Annotated in this window: 21 protein-coding genes; 15 read left to right on the top strand and 6 right to left on the bottom strand. The window is 63.1% G+C overall.

Annotated elements, in window-relative coordinates:
• Positions 1-76: 76 nt before the first annotated feature.
• Positions 77-1,381, top strand: a complete 1,305-nt coding sequence (locus J1M87_RS16505) for an LppP/LprE family lipoprotein (protein ID WP_206490551.1) — start codon at positions 77-79, stop codon at positions 1,379-1,381.
• 159 nt (positions 1,382-1,540) lie between these two features.
• Positions 1,541-1,783 carry a hypothetical protein gene (locus J1M87_RS16510; protein ID WP_206490552.1) on the top strand — a complete coding sequence of 81 codons (243 nt, stop codon included), beginning with the start codon at positions 1,541-1,543 and terminating at the stop codon, positions 1,781-1,783.
• Positions 1,784-2,215: 432 nt separating this feature from the next.
• Here the strand turns inward: J1M87_RS16510 and J1M87_RS16515 are convergent, their stop codons facing one another.
• Together J1M87_RS16515 and J1M87_RS16520 are read right to left on the bottom strand one after the other, a co-directional pair.
• Positions 2,216-3,235: a hypothetical protein gene (locus tag J1M87_RS16515; RefSeq protein WP_206490553.1), complete on the bottom strand. Its 1,020-nt coding sequence runs from the start codon at positions 3,233-3,235 to the stop codon at positions 2,216-2,218.
• A gap of 277 nt (positions 3,236-3,512) precedes the next feature.
• The gene (locus tag J1M87_RS16520) at positions 3,513-4,448 is read right to left on the bottom strand and encodes a hypothetical protein (protein ID WP_206490554.1); all 936 of its coding nucleotides are present in this window, start codon (positions 4,446-4,448) and stop codon (positions 3,513-3,515) included.
• Positions 4,449-5,183: 735 nt separating this feature from the next.
• Here J1M87_RS16520 and J1M87_RS16525 point away from each other — a divergent pair.
• The 4 genes from J1M87_RS16525 (at position 5,184) to J1M87_RS16540 (ending at position 6,932) form a co-directional block, all read left to right on the top strand.
• Positions 5,184-5,729 (top strand): hypothetical protein, encoded by a 546-nt coding sequence (locus J1M87_RS16525; RefSeq protein ID WP_206490555.1) that lies wholly within the window; start codon positions 5,184-5,186, stop codon positions 5,727-5,729.
• Between the two features lie 3 nt (positions 5,730-5,732).
• On the top strand, positions 5,733-6,002 hold the full coding sequence (locus J1M87_RS16530) for a hypothetical protein (protein WP_206490556.1): 270 nt from the start codon (positions 5,733-5,735) through the stop codon (positions 6,000-6,002).
• A 5-nt stretch (positions 6,003-6,007) separates the two neighbouring features.
• Positions 6,008-6,268, top strand: coding sequence for a hypothetical protein (locus tag J1M87_RS16535; RefSeq protein ID WP_206490557.1), 261 nt, complete (start codon positions 6,008-6,010; stop codon positions 6,266-6,268).
• Between the two features lie 427 nt (positions 6,269-6,695).
• Positions 6,696-6,932, top strand: coding sequence for a hypothetical protein (locus J1M87_RS16540; RefSeq protein ID WP_206490558.1), 237 nt, complete (start codon positions 6,696-6,698; stop codon positions 6,930-6,932).
• A 208-nt stretch (positions 6,933-7,140) separates the two neighbouring features.
• On the opposite strand, the gene J1M87_RS16545 is transcribed toward J1M87_RS16540, so the two are convergent.
• Complete coding sequence (locus tag J1M87_RS16545) at positions 7,141-7,575, bottom strand: hypothetical protein (RefSeq protein WP_206490559.1); 435 nt, start codon at positions 7,573-7,575, stop codon at positions 7,141-7,143.
• A gap of 130 nt (positions 7,576-7,705) precedes the next feature.
• On the opposite strand from J1M87_RS16545, the gene nuoL reads away from it, so the two are divergent.
• The 3 genes from nuoL to nuoN are packed head-to-tail and all read left to right on the top strand — an operon-like array spanning position 7,706 to position 12,305.
• The gene (nuoL, locus tag J1M87_RS16550; RefSeq protein ID WP_374222393.1) at positions 7,706-9,211 is read left to right on the top strand and encodes an NADH-quinone oxidoreductase subunit L; all 1,506 of its coding nucleotides are present in this window, start codon (positions 7,706-7,708) and stop codon (positions 9,209-9,211) included.
• Positions 9,208-10,740: an NADH-quinone oxidoreductase subunit M gene (locus J1M87_RS16555; RefSeq protein ID WP_206490560.1), complete on the top strand. Its 1,533-nt coding sequence runs from the start codon at positions 9,208-9,210 to the stop codon at positions 10,738-10,740. Before nuoL ends, J1M87_RS16555 begins: the two co-directional genes overlap by 4 nt.
• A gap of 2 nt (positions 10,741-10,742) precedes the next feature.
• Positions 10,743-12,305 carry an NADH-quinone oxidoreductase subunit NuoN gene (gene nuoN / locus J1M87_RS16560; RefSeq protein WP_206490561.1) on the top strand — a complete coding sequence of 521 codons (1,563 nt, stop codon included), beginning with the start codon at positions 10,743-10,745 and terminating at the stop codon, positions 12,303-12,305.
• Between the two features lie 10 nt (positions 12,306-12,315).
• Here nuoN and J1M87_RS16565 read toward each other — a convergent pair whose 3' ends face one another.
• The gene (locus J1M87_RS16565) at positions 12,316-12,795 is read right to left on the bottom strand and encodes a DUF4188 domain-containing protein (RefSeq protein ID WP_206490562.1); all 480 of its coding nucleotides are present in this window, start codon (positions 12,793-12,795) and stop codon (positions 12,316-12,318) included.
• Positions 12,796-12,870: 75 nt separating this feature from the next.
• On the opposite strand from J1M87_RS16565, the gene J1M87_RS16570 reads away from it, so the two are divergent.
• Positions 12,871-13,464, top strand: coding sequence for a TetR/AcrR family transcriptional regulator (locus tag J1M87_RS16570; protein ID WP_206490563.1), 594 nt, complete (start codon positions 12,871-12,873; stop codon positions 13,462-13,464).
• On the opposite strand, the gene J1M87_RS16575 is transcribed toward J1M87_RS16570, so the two are convergent.
• Positions 13,458-14,354, bottom strand: a complete 897-nt coding sequence (locus J1M87_RS16575; protein ID WP_206490564.1) for a YdcF family protein — start codon at positions 14,352-14,354, stop codon at positions 13,458-13,460. The genes J1M87_RS16570 and J1M87_RS16575 overlap by 7 nt on opposite strands.
• A 151-nt stretch (positions 14,355-14,505) precedes the next feature.
• The gene (locus tag J1M87_RS16580; RefSeq protein ID WP_206490565.1) at positions 14,506-14,760 is read right to left on the bottom strand and encodes a hypothetical protein; all 255 of its coding nucleotides are present in this window, start codon (positions 14,758-14,760) and stop codon (positions 14,506-14,508) included.
• Positions 14,761-14,985: 225 nt separating this feature from the next.
• Here J1M87_RS16580 and J1M87_RS16585 point away from each other — a divergent pair, with 225 nt between their 5' ends.
• Genes J1M87_RS16585 through J1M87_RS16605 form a run of 5 tightly spaced genes read left to right on the top strand, consistent with a single transcriptional unit; the run spans position 14,986 to position 24,187 of the window.
• Entirely contained in the window at positions 14,986-16,476 is a 1,491-nt protein-coding gene (locus tag J1M87_RS16585) for an aldehyde dehydrogenase family protein (RefSeq protein WP_241257087.1), read from the top strand.
• A gap of 24 nt (positions 16,477-16,500) precedes the next feature.
• Complete coding sequence (locus J1M87_RS16590) at positions 16,501-18,012, top strand: APC family permease (protein WP_241256983.1); 1,512 nt, start codon at positions 16,501-16,503, stop codon at positions 18,010-18,012.
• A 12-nt stretch (positions 18,013-18,024) separates the two neighbouring features.
• A complete protein-coding gene (locus tag J1M87_RS16595; RefSeq protein WP_206490568.1) occupies positions 18,025-19,572 on the top strand; it encodes a GMC family oxidoreductase in 1,548 nt (515 codons plus the stop codon).
• Positions 19,562-21,484 carry a putative nucleotidyltransferase substrate binding domain-containing protein gene (locus J1M87_RS16600; RefSeq protein ID WP_206490569.1) on the top strand — a complete coding sequence of 641 codons (1,923 nt, stop codon included), beginning with the start codon at positions 19,562-19,564 and terminating at the stop codon, positions 21,482-21,484. Before J1M87_RS16595 ends, J1M87_RS16600 begins: the two co-directional genes overlap by 11 nt.
• 24 nt (positions 21,485-21,508) lie before the next feature.
• Entirely contained in the window at positions 21,509-24,187 is a 2,679-nt protein-coding gene (locus tag J1M87_RS16605) for a glucosidase (protein WP_307830828.1), read from the top strand.
• The last annotated feature ends 49 nt before the right edge of the window (positions 24,188-24,236 follow it).

The following is a 24,236-nucleotide window of genomic DNA, read 5'->3' on the forward strand; positions in this document are numbered from 1 at the left end:
GAGTACTGAATGCAGCACAGCACACGCCCATCGTGTCCCCGGCCGGTTCCGCCATATCGACCGATACGCTGCATCAATGACGAATCCTGAAGGTCCGGGTAGTAGCGCCAAGGCTGGTTGGTATCTGGACTCTGCTGCGAACGTGTTGCGCTACTGGGATGGGCAGCGTTGGACAGATGCCACGCAAGCGATGCCCACAGCACGCGGTGCTCCGACCGCGCCGAAGCGGAATGGAAAGAAGTGGGCACTCCTCGGTGGAGCTGCCGCGGTCGTCGCGGTGGCGGTTGCAGTCACCGGAGTTGTCGTCATGGCCGACCGAGAGGACAGCGACGACACGTGGTCCGCCTTCCCCTATTCGATGGGCTGCACAGTAGAGGCCGTCAGCGACACCGTTGGCGCACCGCCCGCAGCGGCGACGGTGCACTCCTCGACGCTCACGCACCTCGGCGACAACAAGCTGGCCGTCACTGTCGAGTTCGTGGACAGCGTCCCCGCCGAGCCGAAGCAGGTCAAGTCCCCCTACATGGATACCTTCATCGACGAACCCGGAAGCCTCATTTACAACGTGGTAGTTCTTGGTTCCGAAGCGTCACTCTCAGCCAGCGTTACGGCTAACGAGTGGTCGTCGGGAGTGGACTGGTACAGCGAAGGGATCTTCGACGAGAAGGAACTACCCGACCAGTACTACCTCGACCCCCTGACATCGGTCACCTCCACCGGAAACACAGTCAAATTCGTCTACAACCTCGACAACATCATCGACCGATTTGCCGGTGAAACATTTCAACCCAAGGTCATCGTCACAGCCCTACGCGCCGGTCCGGCCAGCAGCGTAAATCCGGCCGGATCACTCGGCGACACCTACGATCCCCAGCAATGTCTCGTCGGCACGCCGATCACCGACCGAGGCGCTGTCGCCAGTCCCGGCACGTCGCAGGCTCCAGCCACTGAATCCACACCGGCTGCACCCGCCGCACCAGCAACGCCCGAATGCAGCGAATCAGATACGGCGGCACTGACATCGGCCTTGGGTCAACTGCAAGCCGAACCCATCACCGGCCGCGAATGGTCTACCACACCCATCGCGAGCAACTACGACCCATGCGCAGACCTGTCCACCATTCTCGTCACAGTCGAAGGCGCAACAGGTAGCTCACCGGTCCAGGCACTGATGTTCCACCGCGGCGAATACCTCGGAACCGGAACATCGAAGGCATACGGATTCACCGACCTCGATATCGGATCCTCGACGAACGACACCGTCGTCCTCACCTACAAAACAGGCCAAACCTGCAACGCCTGCAACGACGGAATACGAACACCGGTCGAATTCCATTGGGACGGAACGTCTGTACGTATGACCGGCACTCCACCGAACTAAATCACGACGCCCGTGGAGTTGCCGCAAACACAAGCCACCCGCAGGACTTCAGGTGTCCCCTAGCTGCCGGATCGCAGGTACCGTGTGCGAAGCAGCGAAGGGATGACACCGAAACCGTTTCGACACAATGAGTTAGCAACAGCTGAAAGGACCCAGGCCGTGGCAGATCAAGCGGAAACGTGGATCGTCGTAGATCCAGCACAGGAACCGGACGAACAATCAAATATTCTCGGCGTCTACGCGTCGAGTGACGCAGCGCAGGACGCACTGCCCGGAATCCGGGGAAACCAACGATTGGTGCGAAATGGCTTCGGCAGTGGGCGACGGTCCTTGGAGATCCAGCATTGGCACGGCGAGGAAATGATTTCTGCAGCCGAGATTGAAGACCCGAAACAGCCCTGACGGACGCCGAAAGATGAGCCTGAGCAGCTGGCTCGTTGACCTCCGAACAGCTCCCACTGCGGCGACCAGGCCGTCCGTCACACAACGCAAATAGCCCCACCGCCATTCCCTGTCGGTGGGGCTTTGCTGTCCCGCTGAGCGTTTGCGATCTGACAGAGAAGCAGCCGGGGCCTTGCGGGTGCACGCGATGGGTTGACCAGATGGTCTGCACTACGCGCCAACGACGATTGGGGGCGTGCGCGTGCGGGCGTGGATCGATTCTCCCTTGAGGGGGGCGGGCGAAGTCCGACTTGAATTGAGCGATCCTGGCCCGCCGCTGAGATGGAGACGGCCAGCCAGCATGCCGACGAGCTGGTCCCTCGCGTTGGCCCGTAGTGCGGCGGCGTGCTCGTCGCGATGTGGTTGCGCGGCTTGGTTTTTGTCGGAGTCCCTTCAGTGGTCGTTTCGAGCCGCTTCGCGGTTGGAGAGGTACTTCGCAAGAGCGTGAGCAATTTCGCGCTCGACGTCTTCCGCGGGACGGTTGGTCGGGGAGATTGTTTGATGCTGATCCCAGCTCACTTGGAGTGTGTTCAGAGCGAAGTCTCTGAGAATGCTCTCGCGCGACTTACCGCGGTAAGGGCCTGTCGCAGGGGTTGTTTCGATGAGGTCGACGCGTTGGTCTCCGAAGTTGAAGAGCTTGATGTCACGGGCGAGGATCCGTGGATCTAAGGAGTCGTCGGCGAGTGTGGGGCGTAGGCGCCCATAGTTCTTCAGTTCGTCCGCTTCACGGGCTTCACGGGCCTCGAAGAGGGCCTGCTCCCACGGGTGGCCTTGGTCTGCTCTGATTCGACCGTGTGCGGCTGTGTAGATGTGGTTGGGGATTTCCGGTACGAGTGGTGTGTCGATCAGGTCGAGGATGGAGGTTTCGGCCTCTCGGAGGTCGCTCTCGGTTGCGCCGAGGACGCCGCACCGCAGGGCGGCGATGCGCTTGTCGTGCACGTCCGAGATCCGCGGCGTGTGTGGATGCACGGATTGGCAACGTGCATAGGCGCATTGGTAGGTGCCAAGTTCCTCCTCAAGGGTGTTGATTCCATACTCGGCTGCGTGCTGACGAACCGGCGCGATGTCGTCGAGGTGCTCGATGTCCCATTCGAGTGCGTGGTTGACGGCGCGTGTGAATGTTTCCGTTCCGCCCCACAGCTGGCCTCCAAGTTTCCACGGGTCCACCGCTACCGATTGCGCGAACGGTGAGGCATGGAACGGGGTCCGAGCGATGATTCCGACCTGTTGTTTGCGGAGCTGAACCGTTCGCGCGACGCGGGCGTGGGTGAGTCCTGCTGCGAGCAGCTGTTTGACTGTGGGGTTCACGGTCAGCATGTCCGTCAGTGCAGCGAAGCTGGTGTCGAGTTCTCTAGCGGTCTTTCGCGCGGTTTCTGCGAAAGCCAGAGTTCTGTCATCGAGGTCAAAGGCCATGGCGACACCCTACAGGGGTGGGTTCCGAAACAGTTGCATCGCGGTTCCCGATCGGAACCAGCGGTGCTCGATGTGGCGCCTGGGCCGCCCCCGGTACGGCGCAAGAACGTCCGCCACCTGCTGATTCCCGTACAGGCCGATGCAGACGAGCATACGTTTTGCATGCAAACGTCGAGAAGGGATCTGCACCAGTACATTCTGGTGGGGTGCTGGTAGCTCTGGAAAGCTCCTGACGGAACTTCCGCGCCGCCTTGGCGGTTCGAAGCGGCGACAGTGCTTACTGCTCGTAGGCCTGGATCGGGATTCCCAATTCGCGGCCAATGTAGGCCTGGTTACCGGATACAACGGTATCTCGGCGACCGTTCACGGCGAGTTCTTGTGGGCTGTTGATGCCGTGCACAGTGCGGAAGGTGTCGACCGTGAGCTGTGGGATTCGGTCGAGGCTGCGGTCGACGAAACCGGCGGATGAACTGAACGGGCCATACAGCCATTCCACGTCGGGGGCTCCCGGTCCTTCTGTTACCCGCCAGCCGAGTGCACGCAGCCGAAGGTCCAGATCACCGGAACCGGGAACGGTGTCCGCCGTGATCATGCTCGCCTCCAATCTCCCGTTGACCTGCTGGAATTGGATCGAGCCGAGGTCTTTCACTGCAGGGGCCATGAGGGTCACAATGTCGTAGCCGGGCATAGTGCACAGCACCCATTCCAGTCGCTCGGCGAAATCCGTCCAGTCGGTGCATCGGTCGGGTGCTCCGCGTTGGGTGGGCTGTTCAGCGATCAACAGGTCACCCCGGTACCTGTCGAATCCGGTTTCGTCACCGGCGGTGTAGCGGATGCGCTCGAGTTCCATTCCGAGCCCGTCGCGCATGACCGCGACGACCGAAGCCGATACCTCCCGAAGTTCGCTGGGTTCGGAATGGGTCGGGCTCCACGGGCTGATTTTGAAGCGTTGTTCGTTGTCATCGGGCTGAAACCATAACGGCTGGGTTTGCAGCACGCTCAGCAACTGCTGCGCGGCAACCGGATCCGGTGGGACCATGACCCTGGCCTCGACTCCACCACCGTTCTCGTAGAACACGATGTCACGGCCGGTTCCGCTGTCACGCAAGCGGACGAATTGCGATATCTGGATCGGTTCGGCGTCATCGTCGAAGTCGACGTACACCAGCTCCGGAATCGCGGCCTGCAGCTTCTCCCAGCCCTCGGCAGTCATGCTTGTCCCTCTCAATAGTCTCTCTCGCCGTACAACATATCTCCCGCTACCGAGGCCCACGAGCCGCCAGGGGCGCGATGACCGGTATGGATCTCACGCGAGCCAGAGCCGTCAAGGGGCAACACAGCGAGATCTGGCACAAACGTGCCCGCAGGAAAAGCGCTCAGCCCGACCACGTCCTCACGCGGTCCCAATGGCGTCGGCGTCACCAGAGCCGAGCGAGGCTGTGCCACTACCGAACTCGCGAACAGGGCAGATAGACGCGAATGCAGTACCCGGTCGCGGGGAGCTTCAGGGCCGCCCAGACGAACCAGCCAGGCCCCGGACCTGGATGGGCTGGTGGCAAAACGTGCTCGGAAGGCCTTGACAGGAGTCCGTTCAACTGGGTTGGAATTCGTCGAAAACCGCTGGCGTGTAACTGGTTTCGAGCCTTGCAAATCGTCGGTGAGGTCGGTTAGGTTGTGTGTGTTCCCAGTTGATGTGGGGCGGGGGTGACCACCTCGCCGCATTCGTTTCCCGAGGCCTGCGTTTCGGGGGTTTGGAGTTCGTATGTCTGTCGATGCTTGCGTTGATGGTTCTGTGGGTGTGGTAGCGGTTCTCGGTAATCGCGAGGCGATCGAACGCGCGGTGTCCGTTGTCGACGGTGCGGTGTTTCCACCTGTTGATGGATCCTTCGTGTGGGTGGACACGGGTTCGGAGTGGTTTCGGGGTTGGGTTGCGGTGGACCGTTCGCAGGTGACCGCGTTGCCGGAGATGTCGGCTGTGGTGACGGTGGTGGGGGTGAGTGCTGATCGCGGTGTCTGGGCGGGTCGAGTGACGCCTGATCAGGTGATCGTGGAGGAGCCTGGGGCTGTTGCGCTGCCGGGATGGTGGGAGCGCGTTGCACCAATGTTGGTCGAGACGATGGCGGCACGTCGGGCGGCGGGTGCCGCTGAGGAGAACAAAGCGGAGTTGGTGGCAGCTCACGTGCGGTGGCGTGACGCCTTGGTGGAGTCGGCACATACGTGGGCTGATGAGAACAGTTTGTGCTCGCAGTTCGACAACTTCATGGAGTCGCATGATCTGCCGGGCCGGTCGCGGATGTACGACGTGGAGGTGGAGGTCAATATTTCTCGGAGGGTTACGGTTTCTGTGTCCGCATCGAGTTGTGACGATGCCGCTGATGCGGTGGATACCCGTGATGTTGAGTCAGCGTTGCGCGACGAGTACGGGATCCCGAGTCATGGCGATCTGGGCCTCAACTGCGGCGACTGGTCTACCGAGAACGTGGAAGAGGCGTAGGTCATGACTGTGATTGCCGAGTCGGTGGAGATGGACCGCGCTGGTGGGGCTGAATCGGAGACGTTCCGAACTGTTGTTCTGGAATGGGAGGAAACGTCGAGACATCGTTTGGCAGTGAATGTTCCGGCCGGTTGGACCGACGATGCCGGGGATTTGGGTGATGCGGTCGCCGAGGTGTCAAGTGACGCGTTCCTGTACGTCGAGCGCGACGGGTTCACGTGGACACCGACGACATTCCAGCCCGGCGCGCCATCTCTGAACTTGGAGCTGTGACAGCGATGAACGAGAAAGCTGCTGGCGCAGTTCAGGGCACGTGCTTCTGGAAATGCGGAGACACCGCACCTGGCCACGAGCACTACACAGTGATCGTGCGAGAAAACGGAAAACTGCTAGGAAGGCTGGCACCGGGCGGTCGGACGACGACCCGCAAGATTCGTGCATCGCTTCTGTCGAAAGCGACCGCGACGAGAATCGCAGGAGAAATCAACGGCGACAATGACGCCGGTGCCGACCTGTTCGCGAAGGTCGCAAAGTTCTGAGCATCTGATAAACCCGGTTATCGCGCCACTCTGGCGGGTGGACAGCGGCCCCAAACCCACGCAGGTGAGGGGCCGCTGTTGCATTACGGGTCCGAGGGGAGAGAGGTCAACACCTATGACTAGCAGGGTATCGAACGGTCCGGGCGCGGCAGTTGCGAGTGCGGCGCTGTGCCCGGGGCAAAACGGCGACGAATGTGGCGCACCGGTCGCCGACCACGACTCATTCAATCTCTGCGGCGGTTGTCAGGACGACTACTACGAAAACCATTGCAGCATAGAGGGATGCGGCGAGAGTCTGGATGGAGGGGAAGGATTCGACGGCTACTGCGGCACACACGCTGACAGGGCTGAAGCTGAAGGCGAATGGGACCACCACGACCGATAGCGGCCGAATACACCAATGCGGCAACAGAACAGGAAAACTGAAATGGCATTTGCAATACCGACCCTGACTGACAAGCAACAAGAGGCACTGACGTACTGGGAAGAACAAGCCGGAGAGGAAGGGGACTGGTTCATCAGCCCGGTTGGCAACGACGGAATCGTTGAAGCGATCATGCTGGACGACGGTGTTCAGTGGGCCATAGACATTGGCCCGGACGGGTCAGGAGTGAAGAAAACCCGTCAGATCACAACGTGGTGGGACGAGGGAGTCGAGTTCTGATCGGCTGGTGACATGAAGCCGCGCCTGGGCATGGCGAATCAGCGTCCAATTGTTCGGGCCTAGGCGCGTGCCGAAGTTCTGCGCACCGGTGTGATTGCGAGGTTTCAGATCGAGCCTCTGTCGCTTGCGCACAAGTCCCCGTCGAAGTGAGGCGGGGACTTGGCCGTTTGTGTGGGGTTCGTTGGTGTGGTGAGCAATGAGGCGTGTTTCAGAGTGGAGTCATGCCGCCGGTGATGTTCTTGCGTAGGTCTCGATAGAGGGTTTTGAGCTGCGTTTCGAGTGCAGCGATGTCGGTGGGGAACAGTCCGGGGTGTTTTTCGAGGTATTGGGCTTTTACGCGTCGAACAAGTGCGTTCCACTGGTTCTTTTCGATGAGGGCTGCGCACGTGTTGCAGGCAGCCCAGTTTTCGGCGCTGATGTGGTTGTTGATGGCGGTGAAGGTTTTGGCGGGTAGCTCCCATACGGCTTGGTCGGTGGAGCAGAAGTCGCATGCGCCCCGCCAGTCGGCGGGTGCTTCGATGGGGTCTGGTTCGTGGCCGAGGTCGCCGTGTTGCTCGCCGTGGATGTAGGTGACGCCGTCCTCGTCGAGTTTCGAGTCGAGTGCTTTGAGGCAGATGTTGCAGATGATGGGACGGTTGCTCATGGTTTCCTTCTGCACTACGCAAGGGACGGGTCGTTGGGACGATTCTAGTAGTGGTGGTTCAGGGTGAGTTGGTCGCTACTGGTGTCCGCTTCTGATTTGGGATCGGTCTGTGTGGCGCTGGTGTTTATGTGTGGGTGTGCTGGAAGGCCCCGTCGGCTGGGTTGTCGGCGGGGCCTTGTTGGTGGTGTGTGGGGTGGAGGGCGTCGGGCTCGCGTCGTACCTGCTCATCGGGTTCTGGCAGCACAAGCCGTCGGCAGCATCGGCCGCACGAAAAGCCTTCGTGGTCAACCGGGTCGGTGATATCGGCCTCGCCATTGCGCTGATGATCATGTTCGTGAATTTCGGATCGGTGCAGTACGACGTCGTGTTCGCCGGAATCGGTACCGCCGGTGAGTCGGTCGCGACGGCGATGGCGCTGATGTTGCTGTTGGCGGCCTGCGGCAAGTCGGCCCAGGTGCCGCTGCAGTCGTGGCTCGGTGATGCGATGGAGGGCCCGACGCCGGTGTCGGCTCTCATCCACGCGGCGACCATGGTCACTGCAGGTGTGTATCTCATCGTGCGCTCCGGCCCGGTGTTCGAGGCGTCGCCGGTCGCCCGAGCCGCTACCGTCACCGTCGGTGCCATCACGTTGCTGTTCGGTGCCGTGATCGGCTGCGCCAAGGACGACATCAAGAAGGCGCTCGCGGCGTCGACGATGAGCCAGATCGGGTACATGGTGCTCGCCGCCGGGCTCGGCCCGTCCGGATACCCCTTCGCCATAGCGCTGCTGCTCTCGCACGGGTTCTTCAAGGCCGGTCTGTTCCTGGGGGCGGGCTCGGTGATGCACGCGATGAACGACGAGACCGACATGCGACGGTTCGGCGGGCTTCGCGCCGCGATGCCGATCACGTTCGCCACGTTCGGCCTCGGCTTCCTCGCCATCATCGGGGTACCACCGTTCTCCGGCTTCTTCGCCAAGGACCCCATCATCGAGGTCGCGTTCGCGGCCGGGGGAGCGGAGGGTGTGGTGCTCGGCTGCGTGACGTTGCTCGGTGCGGGACTGACGGCGTTCTACATGACCCGGGTGATGCTGATGACATTCTTCGGGCCGAAACGATGGGCGGCGCAAGCACATCCGCACGAGGCACCGCCGACGATGACCGCCCCGATGATCGTTCTGGCCATCGGCTCGGTCGCTGCGGGTGCCTTCCTCACGGTGGGCGGACGCCTCGAGACGTGGCTGGAGCCGGTGGTGGGGTCGGCGCACGAGGAGCACACGATACCCGCCTGGGTCGTGACGGTCGCAGTGCTCGTGGTGGTGCTCGCGGGCGCGAGCGTCGCCTACCGCAAGTACATCGCCCACGAGGTTCCCGAGACACCACCGGAGAATGTGTCGGGCTTGACCAGAGCGGCGCGAGTGGATCTGTACGGAGATGCCGTCAACGAGGCCGTGTTCATGCGTCCGGGCCAAAAACTCACGCGCACATTGGTACTCGCCGACACAGCGGGCATCGACGCCGTCGTGGACGGGGTGGGGAGATCGATCGGAGGCGTATCGACTCGATCTCGGCGCCTGCAAACCGGATTCGTTCGGTCCTATGCGCTGGCGATGTTCGCCGGGGCTGTTCTCGTCGTGCTGATGGTGGTGGTTCTGTGACGATTCCCGGGTTGACCGTCCTGTGGGTGCTTCCCGTTCTGGGCGCTGTCGTCGTCGCCCTTCTCCCAGCTGATCGACCGAGGATGGCGCGTAGCGTCGCAGTGGGTTTCGCCACCGGTACCCTCGCGGTGTCGGTCGCACTCGCGGTCGCCTTCGACACCGGGGGAGATCGGTACCAGTTCGTCGAGGACCATTCCTGGATAGCGGCGTTCGGTGCGCGCTACACGCTCGGTCTCGACGGACTCGGCCTGGTGCTGGTGTTGTTGACCACCGTTCTGACGCCGCTGTTGCTGATCGCGGGCTGGCACGATGGCAGCCGGGTGGCGAACCACGGTTCTCGACGGTCCCCGCACACGTACACGGCGTTGATCCTGGTGGTCGAGTCCATGGTGATCGTCTCGTTCTTGTCGCTGGACGTGTTGCTGTTCTACATCTTCTTCGAGGCGATGCTGATCCCGATGTACTTCCTCATCGGTGGTTTCGGGGGCGTCGAGCGGACGCGAGCCGCGGTGAAGTTCCTGCTGTACAACCTGTTCGGTGGACTGGTGATGCTGGCTGCAGTCATCGGGTTGTACGTCGTCACGGCCAGGGCGGGGAGTCCGTTCGACGGGGGTACGTTCGATCTGCGCACCATCGCGGATGCGGCGGCAGCGGGCGGGCTCGGCGTGGATTCGGCGGTGCTCAACGCGCTGTTCCTGGGCTTCATGTTCGCCTTCGCGATCAAGGCGCCGCTGTGGCCGTTCCATACCTGGCTGCCCGATGCCGCCGTGCAATCCACTCCCGCGACAGCCGTGCTGATGATGTCGGTGGTGGACAAGGTCGGCACGTTCGCGATGCTGCGCTTCTGCCTCGAGCTCTTTCCCGGATCATCGCAGACTTTCGCGCCATGGATCATCACCCTGGCGGTGATCGGCATCGTGTACGGAGCGATCCTCGCGATCGGCCAGACCGACATGATGAGACTGATTGCGTACACCTCGATTTCGCATTTCGGATTCATCATTCTCGGTATTTTCGCGATGACGGGGCAGAGTCAGGCCGGTGCAACGCTCTACATGGTCAATCACGGGATTTCCACGGCTGCGTTGTTCTTGATCGCGGGCTTCCTCGTCTCTCGTCGTGGTTCACGGGCAATCGCAGATTACGGTGGGGTGCAGAAGGTCGCGCCGGTACTCGCCGGAACTTTTCTGATCTCGGGACTGGCCACGCTCTCGCTTCCTGGACTGGCCCCGTTCATCAGTGAATTCCTGGTATTGATCGGCACATTCGGTCGGTACGGTGTCGCGGCGATCGTGGCCACCGGGGCGCTGGTGCTGTCGGCGATCTACATTCTCTGGCTCTATCAGCGGGTGATGACGGGTCCGGTCCGAGTGGGCAACGACAAGATCTCCGATCTCGTCCCTCGTGAGTTGGTGGTGGTGGTTCCGCTGCTCGCATTGCTCATCGTGTTCGGGGTGTATCCGAAGCCGGCGCTCGATGTCATCACTCCGGCTGTGCAATCCACGATCGTCGACAGTTCAGGAGGTTAGTGATGACCACACCCGAGGTGCAGTACGGTCTGCTCTCGCCGATGCTGATCGTCTTCGGAGTCGCGGTTCTCGGAGTCCTCGTCGAAGCTTTCGTACCGGGGCGGGCACGTCGGGCAACGCATCTGGGTCTTGCGCTCGCCGGTCTGGTGGCGGCACTGGTTGCTGTGATCGCTCTGGCCGGCACCGAGGCTTCGGCGATGTCCGGTGCGGTGGCAATCGATGGGCCGACGCTGTTTCTGCAGGGAACCATTGTGTTGGTGGCGATTCCGGCCCTTGCGCTCCTGGCGGAACGCACTGTCGCCGTCACCGAGTCCGGTGCCGAGCGCCGAATCGACTCGTTCACCCCTCAAGCCTCCACCACTCCCGGAAGCGTGGCCGAACGAGAAGCCGTCGACGCCGGAGTTGCTCAGACCGAGGTCTTTCCGCTTGCGATGTTCGCGATCGGCGGCATGCTGCTGTTCCCGGCGTCCGCGGATCTGCTGACGATGTTCGTCGCCTTGGAAGTGTTCTCGCTGCCGTTGTATCTGCTGTGCGGTCTGGCACGGCGACGCCGGTTGCTCTCCCAGGAAGCGGCGCTGAAGTATTTTCTGCTCGGAGCTTTCTCTTCCGCGTTCTTTCTGTTCGGAGTCGCGTTCTTGTACGGCTACGCCGGTACCGTCCGGTTGGACGGCATCGCCGAGGCCATCGCGGCAGATGGACAGGGCAGATCGCTGGCGCTGATCGGTGTCGCATTGCTGGCTGTGGGGCTGCTGTTCAAAGTCGGTGCAGTGCCTTTTCATTCGTGGATTCCCGATGTCTATCAGGGTGCGCCCACGCCGGTGACCGCATTGATGGCGACGGTGACCAAGGTTGCGGCCTTCGGCGCGATCGTGCGGATCTTCGGGATGGCGCTGCCTGGACTCGAGTCGAGTTGGCGGCCGATGCTGTGGGTGATCGCGATCGCGACGATGGTGCTCGGTTCGGTTGTCGCAGTGACGCAAACGGACGTCAAGCGGATGCTGGCCTACTCGTCTGTGGCGCACACCGGCTTCATCCTCACCGGAGTGACCGCGCTGGGAAATTCGGGTGATGTGGGTGATTCCGGTGTCTCGGCCACCATGTTCTACCTCGTGGCCTACGCGTTCAGCACTCTCGGTGGATTCGCGATCATCGGTCTGGCCCGAGACGAACGTGGTGAGGTGGGCGATCTGGACCGGTGGGCAGGGATCGGTCGACGTTCGCCGCTCGTCGCTGCCGTGTTCGGACTGTTTCTGCTCTCTTTCGCCGGTATCCCGCTCACCAGTGGTTTCATCGGCAAGTTCGCGGTGTTCAGTGCTGCCTCGGGCGCCGGCGGAGCCGCACTGGTGGTCGTCGGGGTGGTGTGCAGCGCGATAGCCGCGTTCTTCTACGTTCGAGTGATCGTGCTGATGTTCTTCACTGATCCCACCGACCGCACCGCCACGATGGTGCGTCCGACGGCGTCGGTGACGCTCGCTATCGGAGTATCGGTGGTAGTCACCGTGGCGCTGGGAGTGTTCCCGCAGCCGGTACTGGACCTCGCGTCCCGGGCCGGCACCTTCCTGTAGGGCCACATCGTCAGTGCCCGCGGGTCATTCGCTGCTTCCACGTCTGCGATCCGGGGCCGACCTCGGTACCTCCCAGCGCGGCGGCCAGACCGAACGAGGGCATGTTGACATAGATCGATTCGCTGTTCGTTGCGCTTGCGGTGTAGGTCTCGTGCCACACCCCGACGTGCCTGGTGGCTGCCACCGCTCGATTGAAGGAGCGCCACGCGGGAGCATGGGGCGCATCCGGATCCGATGCGAATCGCGTCAGGTCCTCGGCGCTGCGCCAGTAGCTGACGAGTACGGTCGTGCGGCCGAACCACGAGTGGTAACTCAGCAGTCCCGATTTCGGGTCGCGTTCGAGATGGCGAAGCATCTTCGGCATCGCGCCCGCGACGGGAAGCCAGGAACGAATCGCCACGGGATTGTTGATGCGCATTCCGATGAGGAACACCGTCACGGTCTCGCGATCGGATTCGACGGTGCGGCGACCTTCGATGATGGGTGGCATGGGGGTCCAATCTCTCAGGGGCTGCTCACTATTTCGTCACACTGTTATAAAACACTGTTGTGGTAGGTTTCGCAAGTGGCGAGACCAAGAATTCACGACGCGGAGCTACGTACCAGGCTGCTCGAGGCTGCAGCGGAAAGCGTCGCTCAGCACGGTGTCGAATCGTTGTCACTGCGCAAATTGGCCGCAGCCGAAGGGACGTCGACCACGGCCATCTACTCGTTGTTCGGTGGTCGTGCGGAGCTGCTGGTGGCGTTGTTCTCTGCGTCGTTCTCCAGTTTCGGTGACGCACAACGTCGAGTGCCCGTCACCGGCGATCCCGAGGTCGATCTCCGCGAACTCGCGGCGGCGTACCGGAACTGGGCACTGCGTAACCCCAACCTGTACGCGGTGATGTTCGGGGGTGTGCTCGGCGGAGTGGATGTAGCGGACGAGGCGCATCTCGCCGATGCAGCGATGGATCCGCTCCGGGCGGCAGTCACGAGCGCCGTCGGGGGCGGCGTTCTGCGCGGCGCGTCGGTCGAGTTGATCAGCCACTCGTTCTGGGCGATCGTGCACGGATTGGTGTCACTCGAGCTGGCAATGCTTGCCGATTCGGACGAACAGACCCGTCGAGCGATGTTCGAGGCGGGAACGGAATCGGTACTGCGGGGATGGTCGCGTCAGTAGAAGCGCGGGATTCCGAGGATCTTGGTGGCATCGACGGTCATGCCCAACCGCGAGGTGGGAGCGAGTGCAGGAAGATCGGGTATGTCCTCGGGAGTTGTTGTCGCAGCTCCGATCACGTCGGCACCGGCAATCTCGAAGTCGGACATTGCGCGTCGCAGATGGCTCGGAGTCGTTGCCAGCACGATGGACTCGGCACCGATCTCCGCAGCCAGCGCGGTGGCACGCTGCGCGTTCTGCACCGTCGAGTTCGCAGTGGATTCGGCGTGAATACGGTCGGCTTCGATCCCGTTGTCGATCAGCCATCGCCGCATCGCCTCGGCCTCGGTGATCCCGTTTTGCGGATTTCCGCCGGTGACGATGATGGGCGAATCGGGGGAGAGCTCGGCTGCCGCGACGGCGGAGCGTAGCCGCTGAACCAGCTCCGCTGCCATACTGCCGTCACCGTTCAGGCCCAGACCCAGCACCACTATCGCGGTGCGCGGACCGTCGGTCACCGGCGCGAAGTCGATCTCTTCGGTTGCTGTGCGATCGATGACGGCGATAGCCCGGTCGACCGCATCGGCGAGTGTCGGAGACAGCGCCCGTAGGCGGGCCGAATGCCGAACGCGGGCATCGGCATCGGCGGTCGCGTTGGCGTAGAACGTCTGCAGTGCCGCTACGTTGGCATCGTCGGGGGCCGCGGCCGCCAGCGCCTCCAATGCGGCGAACCCGGAATCGTAGCGGCCTTTGACCAGAGCGTTCTGTGCATCGTTGTACTGCTGCGCATCGGCCGACCGGACAGTCTCTACTGCGCTGACCGAAGAAATGGAGGTGTCGGGCTGTGCCGTCGCCACACCCGCGCCGACGCCCAGTGTGAGAGCAGTACTCCAGGCCAGGACGGTAACGCGCATCGTCGGGCGAGCTGGGCGGTGACGCACGGCTGATGCCTTTCGGAGGTGACGGGTTTCCGCCACCCTAGCTCAGTTCGGTGCCAGTGTGACTGGTGTGGGTGAAGTTTCCAGAGTTACACGAATGTGCTTCTGAGCAGGCATTCCGTGGTGGCTACATGGTGACCGGGGCCCGGCCGCGATCGGCAGGCTCGATCGTCACCTCGGCGTCGGGAAGAAACACTCGTTCGGTCGTGGTGGTTCCGTCGACGCCATCGGTGACGGTGATCGCAACATTTTCGGCCACCTGCCCTGCGCTCTCGATGAACCCGGTCGCAACGCCTTCCTCGATGAGCAGATGATCACCCACCAACAGGAGTAGCTCGTCAGCTGTCACCGTTCGTCTGCCACCGATGTCTTCGATCGTCATGAACACCACCATAGTGCGGTTTGCGTGCAGTGCGGTCCTGCGCGAACTGCACTCGAATGCTCTCGCTGCTCGCAATCGTTCGGTATCGCGCGCCGAAGTGCGACGCGACCTGATTCGTTGGCGTCACCGGCCCCCTGAGGGCATACCGTAGAACCACGATCAGGCCCACACACGGAAGAAGGCGTTTCAGTGACCGACTCCGATGCAGGACTCGACCCGACTTCGCTGCGACCCTCACTGTTGATCGACGGGCAGTGGCAAGGATCCGGTGACGGCGGTACCCGAGAGGTCATCGATCCCGCGAACGGCAGCACGGTCGCAGTGGTGGACGAGGCCACACCCGATGACGCCCTGCGCGCGGTTGCCGCGGCGCGGACCGCGTTCGACGACGGGCCGTGGCGTTCGGTGACCGTGGGCGAGCGCAGCGCTCTGCTCACCCGTATCGCAGATCTGCTTCAACGCGACAAGGCAGAACTCGCGCGCATCGAGACTCTCGACACCGGAAAGACGTTCGGCGAGAGTGAGATCGACATCGACGACGTGACGTCGGTATTCCGGTTCTACGCAGATCTGGTTGCGGTGCAGGCGGATCGACTGATCGACGTCGACCGGCCCGAGATTCTCAGCCGTGTGGTCCACGAACCGATCGGTGTCTGCGTCATGATCGCGCCATGGAACTATCCGTTGCTGCAGATCTCGTGGAAGATCGCGCCCGCGTTGGCGGCAGGTTGCACGATGGTGCTCAAGCCCAGCGAGGTGACTCCGCTCAGCACCATCGCGTTCACCAAGTTGATCGAGGAAGCCGGCGTGCCGTCCGGGGTGGTCAATCTGCTCCAAGGCAGCGGCGCGGTTCTCGGGGACGCGCTCACCAGAAACCGCGACGTGGACTTCATCTCGTTCACCGGCGGGTTGGCAACCGGTAGGACCATCCTCGCCGCGGCGGCGGAGAACGTCACCAAGGTCGCCGTCGAGCTCGGAGGCAAGAATCCGCACATCGTGTTCGCCGACGCGGTGGCCGACGATCAGTCTTTCGCCGATTCGGTCGACAACGTGTTGACCGGGGTGTTCCTGCACTCGGGTCAGGTGTGTTCGGCCGGTACTCGGCTGATCATCGAGGAGTCCGTTGCCGACAGGTTCGTCGCTGCCGTCGCCGCGCGCGCCCAGGACATCGTGATAGGGCCGGGTATGGACCCTGCCACCGAGACCGGACCACTGGTATCGCAGGCGCAGCGCGAGAAGATCGAAGGATTCGTCGCAGGGGGGATCGCAGAAGGCGCGACTCTGGTGATCGGTGGGAGCAAGCCGGACAATTCGGATTTGGATGAGGGTAGCTATTTCTTGCCGACGATATTCGACCATTGCGACAGGTCGATGAATATCGTGCAGGAGGAGACATTCGGTCCCATACTCACTGTGGAGCGTTTCGACACCGAGGCCGAAGCGCTCCTGCTGGGAAACGATACGAATTATGGTCTCGCCGCGGGAGTTCGGACGTCCGACGCCGCTCGAGGCGAAAGAATGGTGCGTGGGCTGCGCCATGGAACGGTGTGGCTCAACGATTTCGGTGTCTATACGGCCGCCGCGGAATGGGGCGGCTTCAAGCAGTCCGGAAACGGCCGCGAACTCGGTCCGTCCGGTTTGTCCGAATATCAAGAAGCGAAGCATATTTGGCACAACACCTCACCCACGGCGGCGGGGTGGTTCGGCACCCGGTAATGCACGATGGGAAAGGCCGCGAGCATGGCATCGATACAGGACAGCTCGAGTGGGATGAGCGATTTCGGCTACAAGGAATCACTCGACCGCAGTCTCGGTAAATTCGCCAGCTTCGCCGCAGGCGTCAGCTATATCTCCATTCTCACCGGCACATTCCAACTGTTCTACTTCGGCTTCGGCACCGCCGGGCCGGCATACCTGTGGTCGTGGCCCGCGGTTTTCGTGGGGCAGCTCTGCGTGGCCCTGTGTTTCATGGAACTGGCCGCCAAATATCCGGTAGCCGGATCGGTGTACAACTGGGCAAAGCTGTTGGGCCGTAGAATCGTCGGATGGTCAGCGGGATGGTTGATGCTGACGGCCTCGATCGTGACGCTGGCTGCCGTCGCCCTCGCGCTGCAGTTGAATCTGCCACGCATCTGGAGCGGGTTCCAGATCGTCGGTGACGGTAGCGGTGCCCGAGACTTCGCGGCCAACGCCGTCCTCCTCGGAGCGATTCTGATCGCGATCACCACCACGATCAACGCGCTCGGAGTTCGCCTGATGGCGATGATCAACAGTGCGGGTGTGTTCATCGAGCTCATTGCTGCCGTGCTGATCGCGATTCTGCTCGCGGCCAACATCACTCGTGGCCCCGAGGTGTTCTTCTCCACCAACGGTTACGGTGCCGGGGAAAGCGGCGGGTACCTCGGTGCGTTCTTGGTCGCGTCGCTGGCCTCGGGCTACGTCATGTACGGGTTCGATACTGCGAGCTCACTCGGCGAGGAAACCGTCGAACCTCGGCGCACCGCCCCCGCGGCCATCCTGCGCGCCATCCTCGCCTCGTTCGTGATCGGCGGAGCCATCCTCGTGTTCGCCGTCATGGCTGCGCCGGACCTCGACGATCCCTCGCTCGGCAGCCCGGACGGCAGCTTGCAATCCATCGTCGAAGCGGTGATGTGGGGCCCGCTGGGCACCGTTTTCCTGATCTGCATCGTCATCGCGGTCTTCGTGTGCTCGTTGGCAGTGCACACCGCGGCGATCCGACTCACGTTCGCCATGGCTCGAGACAACGCGTTGCCGTTCGGTGAGAGCCTGGCCAAGGTGAATCCGAAGACCCAGACCCCGGTGGTGCCCGCGGTGACCATCGGCGTACTGGCCATCGTCATCCTCGTGGTCAACATCGGTCAGCCGCAGATCTTCACGGTCCTGACCTCGATCGCGATCATCATGATCTACCTCGCGTACCTGATGGTGACCGGCCCGCTGTTGGTCAAGCGGGTGCACGGTCAGTGGCCTCCGAAAGAGGTGAAAGCCGAGGGGTACTTCACGATGGGTAGGTGGGGGCTGCCGGTCAATATCGCAGCAGTGCTGTGGGGCGGCGGAATGGCCCTCAACCTCGCGTGGCCGCGCGAGGCCGTGTACGGCACCCCCTGGTACAACACATTCGGCGCGTTCGTCTACATCGGCGGCATCCTGGGCGTGGGCTTGCTGTGGTACGCAGTGAAGGGACGCAATCACATCGGCACTCTGAAATCTCATGCCTCCACGGGCGATTAGAAGGAGCGTGCAGTGACAGACACTCAGTTCGACTACGTCGTCGCAGGAGGTGGGACGGCGGGATGTGTGCTCGCCGCGAGACTGAGCGAGGATCCCTCCGTGAGAGTGTGCCTGGTCGAGGCAGGACCGACGGACGTCGGTGACAGGGCGATTCTCGAACTGAGCCAGTGGATGCATCTACTCGACTCCGGCTACGACTGGGACTATCCGGTAGAACCGCAGGAGCGCGGAAACAGCTTCATGCGGCACGCGCGAGCGAAAGTGCTCGGTGGCTGCTCGTCGCACAACTCCTGCATCGCATTTCACCCGCCGCCGGAAACTCTCGACGATTGGGCCGCCGCCGGTGCGACCGGTTGGGGAGCGTCGGACATCCTGCCGTTCGTCGCGCGTGTGGAGAACAACGACACCGGTCGTGGACAGGCTGGGCCTGTGCGAATTCGCGACGTGCCCCCCGGTGACCCATGCGGCGCGGCGGTACTCGCCTCGGCCGCCGAGGTAGGGATTCCCACAGTCGCCTTCAACCGCGGTGCGACGGTTCTCAACGGTGCAGGCTGGTTTCAGATCAACGCGGACGCCGACGGCCTGCGGATGTCGACCTCGCACGCGTACCTGCATCCGATCATCGGCACGCGGACGAACCTCGAGGTGCGTACCGACTGCTGGATCAGCGACATCCTGATCGACGAGTCGCTGACCGCGACGGGTGTGCGGTACCAACGTCCGGACCTGACCGGATACGACACCGTGTCCGCGCGACGCGAGGTGATCGTGACCGCAGGTGCCATCGACACTCCGAAGTTGTTGATGCTCTCCGGCATCGGACCCGCAGAACAGCTACGGGAGATGGGAATTGCCGTACGGGTCGACTCGCCCGGGGTCGGCGAGAACCTCGACGACCACGTCGAAGGTCTGGTGTTCTGGGAGGCGAGCAAACCCATGACCACCACATCCTCGCAGTGGTGGGAGATCGGTGTGTTCGCACAGACCGACTCGACACTGAACTACCCGGACATCATGATGCACTACGGCAGCGTGCCGTTCGATATGAATACGCTGCGGTGGGGCTATCCGACCACAGACAACGGGTTCTGCCTGACGCCCAATGTGACCCAGGGGCGGTCGAGGGGCACTGTTCGATTGCGGAGCAGGGACTTTCGGGACCGCGCAAAGGTGGATCCGCGGTACTTCACCGACCCGGACGGCCACGACGACGCAGTGATGCTCGCTGGTCTGAAACTGGCGCGCGTCATCGCCGCGCGCGGTCCACTGTCGGGATGGATCGAACGCGAACTCGCCCCAGGACCCGATGCCGTCACCGACGACGACCTGCTCGACTACGTCCACAAGACGCACAACACGGTCTACCACCCCGCCGGCACCGCGCGGATGGGCTCGGTGGACGACGCCATGGCCGTGCTGGATCCGGAATTACGCGTCAAGGGAGTCTCGCACCTGCGCGTGGTCGATGCGTCGGCGATGCCCAAGCTGCCCTACGTCAACCCCAACATCACCGTCATGACGATGGCGGAGAAATGCGCCGACCTGATCCGTGGCGGATAGCTCAGCGCTCGCCGACTTCCTCGGCGCGCACCCACCGTTCCAAGGAGCGCCACCCGCGGCGCTGACCGAGATCGCCGCGGCGGCCGTCGAGCACGAATATGCCAGTGGTGCATGGGTTGTGGGTCCGGGACGAGCGACCGAGCAGACCGCAACCGACACAGTGTTCATGGTGCGCACCGGACGAGTGGTGATTTTGCACCCGGACCACGCCCAGCCCGCCGAGGTACCGATCGACACCATCGGAGTCGGTGGGGTGTTCGGATTTTCGGCGCTGCTCTCGGGCGGCACCGTCGAATTCGGTGTGCGGGCAATCGAACCGAGCGTCGTACTCGAGCTGCCCGGCGAGCTGAGTCGACCGTGGTTCGCGACGCCGACCGGGCTGGCGTTTCTGGCCGATGCCGTCACGTCCGCTTCCGCGCACCGGGCCGGACCGCGGGAAGGCACTGCCGGCCGCACCGTCGGCGAATTGATCTCTGCCCCTGCTGTGTTCACGACCGTCGGCACCACCGTACGAGACGCGGTTCGACACATGACCGAGCAGGGCAGTTCGTACGTTCTGATTCCGCTGCGAGGTTCGCGGCATGCGATCTTCACCGACCGTGATCTCAGAGTGCGCGTGGTGGCCGCCGGGGTCGGCATCGACACCCCGATCGAACGGGTGATGACCTCGCCCGCCGAGACCGTCACTGCGGACCGTCTCGCAGGCACTGTACTGATGGACATGCTCGAACGTGGACTGCGGCATATGCCGGTGGTGTCGAGCCGCGGTGAGATACTCGGCGTCGTCGACGATTCCGACCTGTACGCCGCGTCCACCAGGCGAAGTTTCGTGGTCCGTCGAGCTGTGATGTCGGCGTCGACCCCCGCCGAACTCGCCGAGGTGGGAAAGCTCGTGCCGGGCCTCGTTGTGGACCTGTTCCGAGGTGGGACCGACGCCATGGCAGTCAGTGCAATCCTGTCGGTGGTGGCGGACAGTCTCGTGCGTCGAGCCGTCGAGATCGAGTGGTCGGCTCGGCCGGAGGTACCGCGCAACAACGTCGCCTGGATAACTCTCGGCAGCGTCGCGCGTCGAGAAGCGATGCCGTCCTCCGATATCGACAGCGCTTTGAGCTGGTTGGATGCCACGGCCGACCCCGATTCGACTGGACAGTCGGATGCGATGCCGAGAACCCGCGACGAAGCACTGATGGAGTTGGCCGTCCGAGTGCACGCAGATCTCGACGGTGCCGGACTGCCCTCGGACACCAATGGTGCGGTGGCGAGTTCGCCGCGCTTCGCGCGCTCGGCACGGCAGTGGGAATCCGCCGCCGAGCACTGGCTCAGCAACCCCTTCGGCGACCGTGGCAATCCGGCAGGGGATTCCGGTCTCATCATGTCCTCGCTGATGATCGACGGCAGGGTGGTCTGGGGACCGAGTGAACTGCACACCGTCCCCGAGGCCTACCGTCGACAACTGGTCGATCACCCCGACGCGCTGCGGTTGCAACTGCGTGAGGCACTCGCCGGACGAGCCCGGCTGCGCTCACTTCGAGATGTGCTGGCTCGCAGAGGCGGCACCTTCGACCTCAAGGCCCACGCGCTGACCCCCATCGTCAACCTCGCTCGCTGGGGTGGACTGTCGGTCGGGATCGGGTCGTCCTCGACCCCTGCGCGACTGGAGGCGGCGTCGGGCAACGGCCTGCTCTCCGAACGCGATGTCGCCACACTGACCGAGGTGTTCGCACTGTTGCAGCGTCTTCGTCTGTCGCATCAGGTGAACCAGCTCGTGGCGGGCCATCGACCCGGAGACGTGTTGATCATGGCGGAGCTGTCCCCGCTCGAACGGAGCATGCTCACCGATGGCGTCCGAGAGATTGCCGCAGTCCAACGCCGCGTCGGGTATCTGGCGGCAAACGTCGGCGTGCATCGTTGAGCGCGAACGACCAGACTGTGTGCCGTGACCACCAACCCCGTGACCGTTCCCACCCCGTCCACCGTCGAACACACTCGGTTGGCAGAATCGCCCGGAGTCAGCGGCCCGTGGCGTCAGTGGGGTCCGTACCTGGCGGGACGTCAGTGGGGCACGGTGCGCGAGGACTACTCCGAGGACGGCAACGCCTGGGCGTCGTTCCCGTTCGATCAGGCCCACAAGCGGGCATACCGCTGGGGTGAGGACGGCATCGGCGGAATCTGCGACCGCTTCGGGTTCCTCAACTTCTCGTTCGCACTGTGGAACCGCAAGGATCCGATCCTCAAGGAACGACTGTTCGGCCTCGCCAACGAGGAGGGCAATCACGGTGAGGACGTCAAGGAGTACTTCTGGGCGGTCGATGGAACGCCGACGCACAGCTGGATGCAGTGGCTCTACCGCTATCCGCACGCAGAGTATCCCTACGCTCATCTGCGCGAGGAGAACGCCCGACGTGGGCGTGACGACCGCGAATACGAGCTGGCCGACACGGGCATCCTCGACGAGAACCGGTTCTTCGACGTTCAGGTCACTTACGCGAAAGCCTCACCCGACGACATCTGCATCACCATCTCCATCACCAACCACGGCCCCGAGGCGGCATCGGTGGACCTTCTGCCGCACCTGTGGTTGCGCAACACCTGGTCCTGGGGACGCGACGAGCGCGGCGGAAAATTGACGCAGCTCAGTCCGCCGGACCTCGTGGCAGGTGGTCTCGAAGCCATCGCCGTCGACCACGGATTTCTCGGTCGCTACTACCTCAGCGCCCAAGGAACACCGGCAGTTCTGTTCTGTGACAACGAAACCAATGCCGAAGCCCTGTGGGGGCAGGAGAACATCTCGGCCTACCCGAAGGACGGCATCGGCCGCCGAGTCGTCGACGGCGATCTCGATGCGGTCAACCCCGAGCAGACCGGGACGAAGGCCGCCTTCTGGTATCGCTTCGACGACATCGCCCCCGGTGCAACGGAATCGGTCCAACTGCGGTTGTCGCCCAACCGGCCGGACGAGCAGACCTTCGGGGCCGGATTCGACGCCGTCAACGTCGACCGTCGGGCCGAGGCCGACGAGTTCTACGGCGCGGTGATCGGTGCCGACCTCACCGAGGCCGATCGGCACGTGGCGCGGCGCGCCTACGCCGGACTGTTGTGGACCAAGCAGCTCTATCGCTACGACGTAGACCAGTGGATCGAGGGTGACAAGGTCGGTGCGCCGACCCCGGAATCGAGGCAGGATCCGGGCGGGCGGAACGCGCACTGGCGGCATTTGGCGCTGGCCGACGTGATTTCCATGCCCGACGAGTGGGAGTACCCGTGGTTCGCGGCCTGGGACTTGGCCTTTCACACGATTCCACTGGCACACGTCGATGCCGATTTCGCCAAGGAACAACTGGTACTCATGTGCCGGGAATGGGCCATGCACCCCAACGGCCAACTGCCCGCGTACGAGTGGGAGTTCGGTGACGTCAATCCGCCCGTGCACGCGTGGGCGGCATGGCACGTCTATCGCATCGACGGGTATCGGGATCGCGAGTTCCTGGTGCGGGTGTTCACCAAGCTGCTGCTCAACTTCGCCTGGTGGGTCAACCGCAAGGACTCCGAGGGCTCGAACATCTTCGAGGGCGGCTTTCTCGGCATGGACAACATCGGATTGTTCAACCGGTCCGCGCCGCTGCCTCCCGGATTCCGGCTCGAGCAGTCCGATGCAACGAGTTGGATGGCGTTCTACTGCCAGCAGATGTTCAAGATCGCCCTGGAACTCGCCCGCCACGACAGCGCCTGGGACGACGTCGCGACCAAGTTCTTCTCGCACTTCCTCTCGATCGCGAAGGCCGTCAATTCGTTCGGTTCGCGGCACATTTCGCTGTGGCACGAGGAAGACGGGTTCTTCTACGACGTCCTGGTTCAGCCGGAGGGCGATGCCGTCCCGATGCGGGTTCGATCCATGGTGGGACTGCTGCCGATTCTCGGTGCCACCGAGATCCCGCCGTGGGTGGAGAAGGAGTGCCCCGACCTCGCGGCACGGCTGCGGTGGGTGCAGCACCGGCGGCCGGACATGGTCAGCCCGCTGCTGGCGCGGCGTGAGGGCAACGAGGTTCGGATGTTGCTCACGCTCGTTCAGCCGGAGCGACTCAAGCGGATCCTGGCGAGAATGTTCGACTCCGAGGAGTTCTTGTCGGAGTTCGGAATTCGCTCGCTCTCCGCCTCGTATCGCGAACCGGTGACCTTCGACGTCGACGGCAGGAGCATGTCCATCGAATACGAGCCGGGGGAGTCGCGCACCGGAATGTTCGGTGGAAACTCCAACTGGCGCGGGCCGGTGTGGTTCCCGGTGAACGTGCTGTTGGCCGACAAACTTCGCGCCTACGGCCGGTACTACGGCGACTCGTTCACCATCGAAATCCCCACCGGTTCGGGAAATCATCGCACCCTCACCGACGCCGCTGATCTGATCGACAACGGTCTCGCGGGACTGTTTCGGCCGGTCGACGGCAAGCGGCCGGCCGACGGCGATCGCATCGAATCCAGCCTCGACCCACTGTGGAGCGAGCATCCCAGTTTCAACGAGTACTTCGACGGCGACACCGGTGAGGGACTCGGGGCCACCCACCAGACCGGCTGGACGGCATTGGTTGCGCACCTGCTCAGGCCGCGTCTGCCGTTGTGAGGGCCTGCGGCCCATGTGCGTGGAAATTCGTAGTGGGCTACGAATTTCC

The organism is Rhodococcus sp. KRD162 (assembly GCF_017168335.1).
Lineage (GTDB): Bacteria > Actinomycetota > Actinomycetes > Mycobacteriales > Mycobacteriaceae > Rhodococcoides.

Excerpts from the sequence above, each read along its gene's own strand:
- J1M87_RS16505 (WP_206490551.1), top strand. The coding sequence starts at position 77 with ATGACGAATCCTGAAGGTCCGGGTAGTAGCGCCAAGGCTGGTTGGTAT.
- J1M87_RS16515 (WP_206490553.1), bottom strand. The coding sequence starts at position 3,235 with ATGGCCTTTGACCTCGATGACAGAACTCTGGCTTTCGCAGAAACCGCG.
- J1M87_RS16520 (WP_206490554.1), bottom strand. The coding sequence starts at position 4,448 with ATGACTGCCGAGGGCTGGGAGAAGCTGCAGGCCGCGATTCCGGAGCTG.
- J1M87_RS16530 (WP_206490556.1), top strand. The coding sequence starts at position 5,733 with ATGACTGTGATTGCCGAGTCGGTGGAGATGGACCGCGCTGGTGGGGCT.
- J1M87_RS16535 (WP_206490557.1), top strand. The coding sequence starts at position 6,008 with ATGAACGAGAAAGCTGCTGGCGCAGTTCAGGGCACGTGCTTCTGGAAA.
- J1M87_RS16540 (WP_206490558.1), top strand. The coding sequence starts at position 6,696 with ATGGCATTTGCAATACCGACCCTGACTGACAAGCAACAAGAGGCACTG.
- J1M87_RS16545 (WP_206490559.1), bottom strand. The coding sequence starts at position 7,575 with ATGAGCAACCGTCCCATCATCTGCAACATCTGCCTCAAAGCACTCGAC.
- nuoN (WP_206490561.1), top strand. The coding sequence starts at position 10,743 with ATGACCACACCCGAGGTGCAGTACGGTCTGCTCTCGCCGATGCTGATC.
- J1M87_RS16565 (WP_206490562.1), bottom strand. The coding sequence starts at position 12,795 with ATGCCACCCATCATCGAAGGTCGCCGCACCGTCGAATCCGATCGCGAG.
- J1M87_RS16575 (WP_206490564.1), bottom strand. The coding sequence starts at position 14,354 with ATGCGCGTTACCGTCCTGGCCTGGAGTACTGCTCTCACACTGGGCGTC.
- J1M87_RS16580 (WP_206490565.1), bottom strand. The coding sequence starts at position 14,760 with ATGACGATCGAAGACATCGGTGGCAGACGAACGGTGACAGCTGACGAG.
- J1M87_RS16590 (WP_241256983.1), top strand. The coding sequence starts at position 16,501 with ATGGCATCGATACAGGACAGCTCGAGTGGGATGAGCGATTTCGGCTAC.